Below are 10008 nucleotides of genomic sequence, written 5' to 3'. Positions count from 1 at the left end.
ACCGCCCACGGCGCGGTGGGCGAGCCGGTGGCCCGAGCCATGGCCCTTGGGGCGCAGGCGCGCAGCGGCGCGGCCTGCAGCGTGGCCGTCACCGGGGTGGCCGGGCCCACCGGTGGCAGCCCGGACAAGCCGGTGGGCACGGTCTGGTTCGGCTGGTGCGTGGGCGCGCGCGTCTGGACCGAATGCCGCCACTTCCCTGGCGACCGGGCCGCGGTGCGCGCAGCCACGGCGCAGCACGCCCTGGCCGGCGTGCTCGCTGCACTTCCCTCATATTGAAAATATGCTACCTCGACAGGGACTTGCGCCACAATGGGCGCATGGCTTCTGGTCCCACATGGTCTGCCCGGTCGCCCCGCCGCTGGCTGGGGCGGTGCTGCCGTCACGCCTTGGTCTGGGGCGGGGTCGCGCTGGCCGGTGCGGCCGCGGCCCAGCCCACGGCCGTGGTGCGTTACGGCGTCTACGCCAACGAGCCCAAGGTCTTCCTCGACGACGCGGGCCAGCCCGCGGGCATCTTTCCTGAGCTGCTGGCCGCGGTGGCCGAACGCGAGGGCTGGCGGTTGCAACCGGTGCCGTGCGAGTGGCAGGCCTGTCTGGACGGCCTGGCCGAAGGCCGGATCGACCTGATGCCCGACGTGGCTTACAGCCCGGAGCGCGCGGCGCGCTTCGACTTCCACCAGACGCCCGTGCTGCACAGCTGGTCGCAGGTCTACGTGCGGCGCCAGGCCGGTGCGGTGGACGACATCCAGAGCCTGCGTGGGCTGCGCATCGCGGTGTTGTCCGGTTCGGTGCAGGAGCGCGCCCTGCGCCAATTGCTCGACGGCTTCGGCGTGGCGGTGCAGTGGGTGCCGGTGGCTTCTTTCGACGAGGGGCTGCGGGCGGTGGCCAGCGCCCAGGCCGACGCGGTGGCCGTGAACCACCTCTACGGCAGCCGCCACGCCAACGCCGCCGGGCTGCTCGCCACCGCGGTGCAGTTCAACCCGTCCGCGCTGTATTTCGCCACCGGCCCGGGCCGCCACCCCGACTGGCTGGCCACCCTCGACCGCTACCTGCAGGCCTGGAAGGCCGACCCCCGGTCGGTGTATTTCCAGGCCCTGGAGCGTTGGGGGGCCCCGGTGGCCACCGCCCCCCTGGCGCGCGAGCTCTGGTGGGCCCTGGGCGCGGCGCTGCTGTTGCTGGGCCTGGCGCTGGCCGGTGCGGTCTGGCTGCGCCGCCAGGTCGGCATCCAGACCCGGCACCTGCAGGCCAGCGAGGCCCGGCTCAACACCATCCTCGACAGCGTGGAGGCGGCCATCTTCATCAAAGACCCGCAAATGCGCTACCAGTACGTCAACCGCAAGGTGGCGCAGTTGTTTGGCCAGCCGGCCGAGGCCATACTGGGCAAGACCGACGCCGAGTTCTTCACCGGCGACTCGCTGCCCCGCATCGCCGCCGACGACCGTCCGGTGTTCGACCGCGGCGAAACCGTTTCGGCCGAAGAAAACATCCAACTCCTGGGTGAAGACCGCCCGCGCACCTTCCTCACCGTCAAATTGCCGCTGCGCGACCCCCAGGGCCGCATCCACGCGCTCTGCGGCATCTCCACCGACCTGACCGAGTACCGCCACATCCAGGCCGAAATCCACCAGCTGGCCTTTTACGACCCGCTGACCAACCTGCCCAACCGGCGCCTGCTGCTCGACCGCCTGCACCAGGCCCTGGCCACCTTCGAGCGCAACGGCCTGGACGGGGCCCTGCTGTTCATCGACCTGGACAACTTCAAGACCCTCAACGACACCCTGGGTCATGACAAGGGCGACCTGCTGCTGCGGCAGATGGCGCAGCGCCTGAAGGAACAGCTGCGCGAGCAGGACACGCTGGCGCGCCTGGGAGGCGACGAATTCGTGCTGATGCTGACCGAGCTGCACCCCGACCCGCTGGAGGCCGCGCGCCGCGCCGAACACGTGGCGCACAAGGTGCTGCTCACCCTGGCCCAACCCTATGATCTGAGTGGCCACACCCACACCTGCACGGTGAGCGTGGGCGTGGCGCTGTTCTCCGACGCCGGGGGGCTGGTGGAGGACATCCTCAAGCGCGCCGACATGGCCATGTACGAAGCCAAGGCCCAGGGCGGCAACACGGTCCGCTTCTTCAACCCATTGATGCAGCAGCACGTGGAGGTCCGCGCCGCGCTTGAGGCCGATCTGCGCGAGGCCCTGGCCCAGGGACAGTTCCGCCTGCACTACCAGCCGCAGGTGGACGACCGGGGACGGGTGCTGGGCGTCGAGGCCCTGCTGCGCTGGAGCCACCCGCAACGCGGTGCCGTGCCACCGGCCCAGTTCATCGGCGTGGCCGAGGCCAGCGGCCTGATCCTGCCCATCGGGCAGTGGATTCTGCGCGAGGCCTGCGCCCAGTTGCTGCGCTGGGGCGGCCATCCCGACACCGCGGCCTGGCGCGTGGCGGTGAACGTGAGCGCGCGCCAGTTCCGCCACCCCGACTTCGTGGCCGACGTGCTCGCCGCCCTGCGCGACAGCGGGGCCGACCCGCGGCGGCTGGAACTGGAGCTGACCGAAAGCCAGCTGCTCGACGACGTGGACGGCGTCATCGCCAAGATGAGCGTGCTGTGCGCCCACGGCGTCGGCTTCTCGCTCGACGACTTCGGCACCGGCTATTCCTCGCTCAGCTACCTCAAGCGCCTGCCCCTGTACAAGCTGAAGATCGACCAGTCCTTTGTGCGCGAACTGCTGACCGACGCGAACGATGCCGCCATCGTGCGCACCATCGTGACGCTGGCGCGCAGCCTGGACCTGACGGTGATCGCCGAGGGCGTGGAAACCGAACCGCAGCGCCAGGCCCTGCTGGGCGCGGGTTGCCGCGAATACCAGGGCTACCTGTTTGCCCGGCCCATGGCCGCGACCGAGCTGGAGGCCTGGGCCGCGGCGCAGCCACCCGCTGGAGCGGCCGCGGCCACCTGAATGCGGCCGCCGTTCAGGCGCCGCAGCACTTCTTGTATTTTTTCCCGCTGCCGCAGGAGCAGGGGTCGTTGCGGCCGGGCTCCTCGCCCTTGACCACCTGTTCCACGCGCGGGCCGATGCTCTTCCACAAGTCGCGCAGGTCGTACACCGCCCAGATCGCTTCGCCGTAGGCGTTCAGGCGCTCCTGGCTGACGCTGGGCGGGCTGTCCTCGCCGAACATGCTCACGCTGGGTTCGCCGTCGTCGTCCTCGGTCATGGCGACGATGCGGTCCAGCGCGTCCTCCAGCCAGCCAGCGGCTTCCTTGTCGCGCGGGGCGGTCCATTCCTCGGGCCAGGTTTCCACCACGTACATGAAGCCCAGCGCCCAGACCTGGGCGAATGACGGCAGCTCCTCGTTGGCCAGTTCCTCGGCCATGGCGGCGCGTTCCTCGTCCGTCATGGCGGCGATGGCGCCGCGCACGTCCAGCACCTCGGGGGCGTAGGCGCGCTCGTCCTCCAGGCTGTCCACCGGGGCGTCCAGTGCGGTGCGCACCTCGTCCCAGCGGCGCTGCCACAGCGTCAGGAACTGCTCGTACTGCTCGGGGCTGTTGAACAGGCCCGGGCCGAAGGCGCCGCCGGCGTCGTCGCCCAGCAGGGCGCCCAGGTACTCGCTGGCCGGGATCTCGCGGCGGCAGCAGACCAGGGCGGCCATGAAGCCCTCGCAGAATTCCCACTGCGGCACCTCGTCCAGGCGCTCGCGCAGGTCGTCGAGGATCTGGTCGATCGCGTCGAAATCGGTGTCGGTCAAGGCAGTGGGGGCGGGAGTCGGGGTGTTCATGGCGGCAGTGTAGCCGCTGGGCGTGGTGTGGATGTGACGCCCGCTGGCCCCGCTGGCGTGGCTTGAACGAGAATGTGTCCGAGGTCGCCGTTTCTTCCGTTCCGATCCTGGAGGCTGCGCATGTTCTTCTTTGCCACGACGGTTTTCCTGTCGGCCTTCCTGCTGTTCCAGGTCCAGCCCATCGTGGCCAAGATGATCCTGCCGTGGTTCGGTGGGGCGTCGTCGGTCTGGAGCGTGTGCCTGGTGTTTTTCCAGGCCGAGCTGCTGCTGGGCTACGCCTACGTGCACTGGATGCACGAGCGGCTGTCGGTGCGCCGCCAGATGCTGCTGCACGGCGGTCTGCTGTTGGCCAGTCTGCTGACCCTGCCGGTGCTGGCCGACCCGGCCTGGCGCGTGCACCTGCCCGCCGCGCCCAGCCTGGCCGTGCTGGGGGTGCTGGCCGCCACGGTGGGGGCGCCGTATCTGCTGCTGTCCACCACCGGCCCTTTGATGCAGACCTGGTATGCGCGCTCCGGCTGGCGCCGGGCCGCGGGTGTCGAGCCCTACCGCCTGTACGCCCTGTCCAACCTGGCGTCCATGTTGGGTCTGCTGACCTACCCGGTGCTGGTCGAGCCGATGCTGGCGGTGCGGTCCCAGGCGCTGGCCTGGTCGGCGGGGTACACGGTGTTCGTGTTGACCTGTCTGGCCACCGCCGCCCTGACCTGGCGCGGCCTGCGCGCCGCGACCGACGCCGACGCGCCCCCACCGGCCGACGGCGCCGACCGCCCCGGCCTGGGTGAGCGCCTGTTGTGGGTGGGGCTGGCGGCCACCGCCACGGTGCTGCTGTTGTCCATCACCCGGCACCTGACGCAGGACGTGGCGCCGGTGCCCTTCCTCTGGGTGCTGCCACTGAGCCTGTACCTGCTCAGCTTCATCCTCTGCTTCGACGCGCCGCGCTACTACGTGCGCCCGCTGTTCCTGGGCGCGCTGCCGCTGGCCCTGGCGGCGCTGGACCACGTGATGAACGAGGGCACCTCCGTGCCCTGGCTGATCGCGCTGCTGTGCGGCTCGCTGTTCGTGTTCTGCATGGTCTGCCACGGCGAGTTGGTGCGGCGCAAGCCGCCGGTGCGCCACCTCACCCTGTTCTACCTGATGCTGTCCATCGGCGGCGCCCTGGGCGGGGCGTTGGTTGGCCTGGTGGCACCCGCGGTGTTCAACGCCTATTACGAACTGCCCCTGGGGCTGTGGGCCTGCGCCGCCCTGGTGGTCGTGGTGCTGTGGCCCGCCCTGCGGGGCCGCTGGCGCGGGCTCCTGCTCGCCGCCCTGCTGCTGTACGGCTGGCGCCTGTTCGACATCTCGCTGGGTTATGTGCAGGGCTACGAGGCGGTGATGCGCAACTTCTACAGCCAGTTGCGTGTGGAGGCGTCGGTGGACGACACGCTGGGCCCCGTGCGCAGCCTGGTGCACGGTCGCATCAACCACGGCGAGCAGTACCTGGCCGAGCCGCACCGCCGCCAGCCCACGGCCTACTACTGCGAGCGGTCGGGCATCGGCCGGGCCATCCGCAGCCTGCCCCCCGAGCGCCCCTGGCGCCTGGGGGTGGTGGGCCTGGGCACCGGCACGCTGGCCACCTACGGGCGCCCGGGCGACGTGATGCGCCTGTACGAAATCAACGACCAGGTGCTGACGCTGGCGCGCAGCCACTTCAGCTACCTGGGCGACAGCGGTGCGCGCACCGAAACCGCGCTGGGCGACGGCCGCTTGGTGCTGGAGGCCGAGCCCCCGCAGGGCTTCGACCTGTTGGCCATGGACGCTTTCTCGGGCGACTCCATTCCCACCCACCTGCTCACGCTCGAGGCCTTGCGCACCTACCTGCGGCACCTGGCCCCCGGCGGCTGGCTGGCCGTGCACATCACCAACCGCTACCTCGACCTCCAGCCCGTGATGGCCGCCGCCGCGCAGGCCCTGGGCCGGGTCGCCGTGGCCTACGCGCTGGAGCCGCCGCCGGGCGACCTGTACTGCCGCCGCTCTCTCTGGGTGCTGCTGGTGACGCCCGAGCAGGCGCAGGCCCTGCCCCCCGGGCTGGCTGAGGGGGTGCGGCTGTCGGCGCCCGCGGGCTTCCGGCCGTGGACGGACGCGTTCTCCAACCTGCTGGGCATCCTCAAACCTTGAACGGGTGGACGGCGCTGTCCTGCACTAGACTGTCCTTCACCCCCGCGCAGTTCGCCTGGAAGGTGCCATGACCGATTCCGCTTTGCCCCCCGTGCCGGCCGAAGCCGCCGGCCCCGCCCCGCGCCTGGAAGCCGCCGCCCTGCGCCACCGCGTGGACCCCGACGGCCTGGGCTTTGCCGACACCGCCGAGCTGGCGCACGAGCCTCTGCCCTGGATCGGCCAGGAGCGCGCCCACACCGCCGCCCGCTTCGGCCTGGGGCTGGACCAGCCGCACTACCACCTGTTCGTGCTGGGCGACGTGGGCACCGGCCGTTCCACCCTGCTGCAGCAGGCCATGGACGCCGCCGCCGCCGCCCGCCCGGTGCCGCCCGACCTGTGCTATCTGCACAACTTCCAGACGCCCGAGCGCCCGCGCGCCCTGCGCCTGCCGGCCGGCCAGGGGCGCCAGCTGCGCCAGCACATGGCCGAGCTGGTGCGGGCGCTGCAGGTCGACATCCCCAAACGCTTCGCCGAGCCCGACTTCAAGGCCGAGCTGGACGCCCTGGAAAAACGCTACAGCGACCAGGAGACCGAGGCCTACGCCGCCCTCTCCACTTTCGCCGACGAGCGCCATTTCTCGCTGCGGCGCGACAGCGGCCAGCTGGTGTTCACCCTGGTCAACGCCCAGGGCGAGGGTCTGAGCGCGGCCGAGATGAGCGCCCTGCCCAAGCCCGAGCGCGACGCCTTCGACCAGGGCGAGCGCGAATTGCGCGCGCAGATCCTGCACTTTCTGGAGGTGACCGCGCCGCTGGAGCGCGCTTTGCGCGAAGGCGTGGTGGCGCTGCGCATCCAGGCCATCAAGCCGCTGCTGGACCGGGCCTTTGGCGCCGTGCGCCAGGAGCTGAAAAAGCAGTTCAAGGACACCCGCAAACTCGGCACCTGGCTGGACGAGGTGACGCACGACCTGCTGGAGCACCTGGAGCTGTTCGAGCCCGCCGCGCCCGAGGACGACGAGGACCGGCGCGAGGCCCTGGCGCAGCAGCTCGCGCGCTACCGCGTCAACCTGGTGGTGGACAACGCCGACGCCCAGGGCGCCCCGGTCATCGTCGAAAACAACCCGCTGTACCGGCCGCTGTTTGGCAGCATCGAATACCAGTCCGACAACGACGTGCTGGTGACCGACTTTTCGCGCATCCGCGCCGGCAGCCTGCTCAAGGCCCACGGCGGCTACCTGATGCTGCACCTGCGCGACCTGTTCACCGACGAGCTGGTCTGGGAAAAGCTGCGCCGCTTCCTGCGCAGCGGCCGGCTGCAGATCGAGGAGCCCGGCACCATGTTCAGCGCCCTGGCCACCACCTCGCTCGAACCCGAGGCGGTGGACGTGGAGGTCAAGTTGGTGCTGATCGGCGCCAACGAGCACTACTACGCCCTGCAGGAGGGTGACCCGGAATTTGCCCGCCACTTCCGCGTCAAGGTGGACTTTGCCGACGCCTTCCACGCCAGCGACGACACCCGCTACGCCACCGGTGTGTTCGTGGCGCACACCTGCCGGCGCCTGGGGCTGCCGCACTTCAGCGCGGCGGCGGTGGCGCGCTTGATCGAAGACACCCACCGCGAGGCCGAGGACCAGACCCGCCAGAGCGCCGCCTTCGCCCGCACCGAGGCGCTGGTGGTGGAAAGCGCCGCCACCGCCCAGGCGCGGGGCGCGCGCCGGGTGGAGCGCGCCGACGTGGACGCCGCCCTGGCTGCGCGCAACCACCGCCACGATTACCCCGACCAGCGCCTGCGCGAGGCCATCGCCGAGGGCGACCGCCTCATCGCGCTCGGTGGCGCGCGGGTCGGCCAGCTCAACGGCCTGAGCGTGATCGACCTGGGCGACTACCGCTTCGGCCTGCCGATGCGCGTGGCCGCGCGCACCGTGGCTGGCTCCGAAGGACTGCTCAACATCGAGCGCGAGGTGGCGCTCTCCGGCCCCATCCACGACAAGGCGGTGCTGATCCTGCACAGCTATCTGTCGGCCCTGTTCGGCCACCTCGCGCCCCTGGCCTTGTCGGCCTCCATCGTGTTCGAACAGGAGTACAGCGGCATCGAGGGCGATTCGGCCTCCTGCGCCGAGCTGTTCGCGCTGCTGTCCTCGCTGTCGGGCGTGCCGCTGAAGCAGGGCATCGCCGTCACCGGCGCGCTCAACGCGTTTGGCGAGGTGCTGCCCATCGGCGGGGTGAACGAGAAGATCGAGGGCTTTTTCCGCGTCTGCCAGACCGAGGGCCTGACCGGCACCCAGGGCGTGCTGATCCCGCACCGCAACCGCCGCCACCTGATGCTGAGCGACGAGGTCTGCGAGGCGGTGGCGCAGGGGCGTTTTCACATCCACACCGCGCGCCATGCGCTGGAGGGCCTGGCGCTGCTGACCGGCGTGCCGGTGGGCGAGGCGGGGCCGGCCGACGGCACGCTGGCCTACCCGCCCGACACCCTGCTGGGCCGGGCCGAGGCCACGCTGCACGCCTACCGCCGCGCCATGCACCGCGCGGGCAACCCCAAGGCCTGGCGCCGGCGCGGCTGAGCCACCGCTCGGGGCCGGGTCAGGCGTGGGGCGCGGCCCAGTCCCGCGCCTTGTCCAGCACGAAGTCGATCAGGGTCCGCACCGCCAGCGTCTGGTAGCGGTCGGGCATGCGCAGCAGGAACAGCCGGGTGCCGAACAGGCTCAGGCGCCAGTCGTCCAGCGCGGTGACGACGCGGCCGGCCGCCACGTCGGCGCGCACCAGGTAGTCGGGCACCAGGCCCACGCCCAGGTCGGCCAGGATGGCCTCGTGCAGGAACTGGAAGTTTTCCGACGCCAGCGTGGGCTGCAGCGCCAGTTCGCGCCGTTCCTCGCCGCGGTAGGCGGCCAGACGCAGCTCGCGCCCCACCACGGTGGAGGTGACGATGGGCAGGTGCTGCAAGTCCTCCAGCCGCTGCGGCAGCGGGTGCCGCGCCGCGAAACCGGCCGAGGCGCAGGCGATGTGGCGCATCGGCGCCAGTTCGCGCGCCACCAGGCCGGGCGGCGGCTCGCTCATCACCCGCACCGCCACGTCCACCTCGTCGCGCAGCAGGTCGTCCACCCGGTTGTCGAACACCAGCTCCAGCGTGATGCTGGGATGCAGGCGCTTGAACGCGATCAGCCAGCCCGACATCACCAGCTGCCCGAAGCCGGTGGGCACGGCCAGCCGCACGTGGCCGTGCAGCCCTTCGGCCAGGCTGGCCACCGACTCCTGCGCCGCCAGCAGCTCGTCGCGGATGGCGCGGCCGTGCTGGCACAGCTTGCGCCCGGCCTCGGTCGCTTCGATGCGCCGCGTGGTGCGGCGCACCAGCTGCAGCCCCACGGCTTTTTCCAGCTGGCTCAGGTGGTAGCTCACGTTGGCGCGGCTCATGCGGCGCTTGCGGGCGGCCTGGCTCAGGCCCCCGCTGTCCACGATGTCCACCAGCAGCAGCAGGGCGGTGGCGTCCATCATTGTTCAGCCTGGTTTGACAGAATGTTCATGGTGTTTGGGATTGTCAAGGAATCAGCGCTGTTGAACAATCCCGCTCACCCCGCCGCCCGCGCGCGGCCCCCTGTTTGCCCTGGCCCCACCCATGACCCTGTATGCCCTGCACGGCGGCGTCGCCGTCGTCGCCCTGAACCAGCCCCCCGTCAACAGCCTGGGCCACGCGCTGCGCCGCTTCATCGTGCAGGCGCTGGACGCGGCCGAAGCCGACCCGGCCGTGCGCGGCGTGGTGCTGGCCGGCAGCGACAAAGCGTTCTCTGCCGGTGCCGACGTGGCCGAGTTGGGCACACCGGCACAACTGGCCGAGCCGATTCTGCTGACCGTGCTGGCGCGGGTGGCGGCCTGCCGCAAGCCGGTGGTGGCGGCCCTGACCGGCGTGGCGCTGGGCGGCGGGCTGGAACTGGCCATGACCTGCCACGGCCGTGTGGCACTGGCCAGCGCCAGGGTCGGCCTGCCCGAGATCAACCTGGGCCTGATCCCCGGTTCCACCGGCACGCAACTGTTGCCGCGCCTGGTGGGCGTGCCCCAGGCGCTGGCCATGATGCTGACCGGCCAGCCCCAGACCGCCCAGGCCTGGGCCGACAGCGGC

7 protein-coding genes are annotated in these 10008 nt (G+C 71.3%); 5 read left to right on the top strand and 2 right to left on the bottom strand.

Features of this window, described 5'->3' with window-relative positions; genetic code table 11:
- Nucleotides 1-276: CinA family protein (locus CON77_RS10690; protein ID WP_157826915.1), on the top strand; the 276-nt coding region annotated here is incomplete at its 5' end.
- Between the two features lie 41 nt (nucleotides 277-317).
- On the top strand, nucleotides 318-2951 hold the full coding sequence (locus CON77_RS10685; RefSeq protein ID WP_101049134.1) for an EAL domain-containing protein: 2634 nt from the start codon (nucleotides 318-320) through the stop codon (nucleotides 2949-2951).
- Between the two features lie 13 nt (nucleotides 2952-2964).
- Here the strand turns inward: CON77_RS10685 and CON77_RS10680 are convergent, their stop codons facing one another.
- Nucleotides 2965-3768 carry a YecA/YgfB family protein gene (locus CON77_RS10680; RefSeq protein WP_101049133.1) on the bottom strand — a complete coding sequence of 268 codons (804 nt, stop codon included), beginning with the start codon at nucleotides 3766-3768 and terminating at the stop codon, nucleotides 2965-2967.
- Between the two features lie 120 nt (nucleotides 3769-3888).
- Here CON77_RS10680 and CON77_RS10675 point away from each other — a divergent pair, with 120 nt between their 5' ends.
- Together CON77_RS10675 and CON77_RS10670 are read left to right on the top strand one after the other, a co-directional pair.
- Nucleotides 3889-5919, top strand: a complete 2031-nt coding sequence (locus CON77_RS10675) for a spermidine synthase (RefSeq protein WP_101049132.1) — start codon at nucleotides 3889-3891, stop codon at nucleotides 5917-5919.
- 67 nt (nucleotides 5920-5986) lie between these two features.
- Entirely contained in the window at nucleotides 5987-8458 is a 2472-nt protein-coding gene (locus CON77_RS10670) for a Lon protease family protein (protein WP_101049131.1), read from the top strand.
- Nucleotides 8459-8477: 19 nt separating this feature from the next.
- Here the strand turns inward: CON77_RS10670 and CON77_RS10665 are convergent, their stop codons facing one another.
- On the bottom strand, nucleotides 8478-9383 hold the full coding sequence (locus CON77_RS10665; RefSeq protein ID WP_101049135.1) for a LysR family transcriptional regulator: 906 nt from the start codon (nucleotides 9381-9383) through the stop codon (nucleotides 8478-8480).
- Between the two features lie 124 nt (nucleotides 9384-9507).
- Here CON77_RS10665 and CON77_RS10660 point away from each other — a divergent pair.
- On the top strand, nucleotides 9508-10008 hold a 501-nt coding region (locus CON77_RS10660), incomplete at its 3' end, for an enoyl-CoA hydratase-related protein (protein ID WP_198552342.1).

The organism is Macromonas nakdongensis (assembly GCF_002837145.1).
Classification (GTDB): Bacteria; Pseudomonadota; Gammaproteobacteria; order Burkholderiales; family Burkholderiaceae_C; genus Macromonas_B; species Macromonas_B nakdongensis.
Note: the sequence above shows the minus strand (reverse complement) of the source record. Positions and strands in the feature narration are given on the sequence as shown.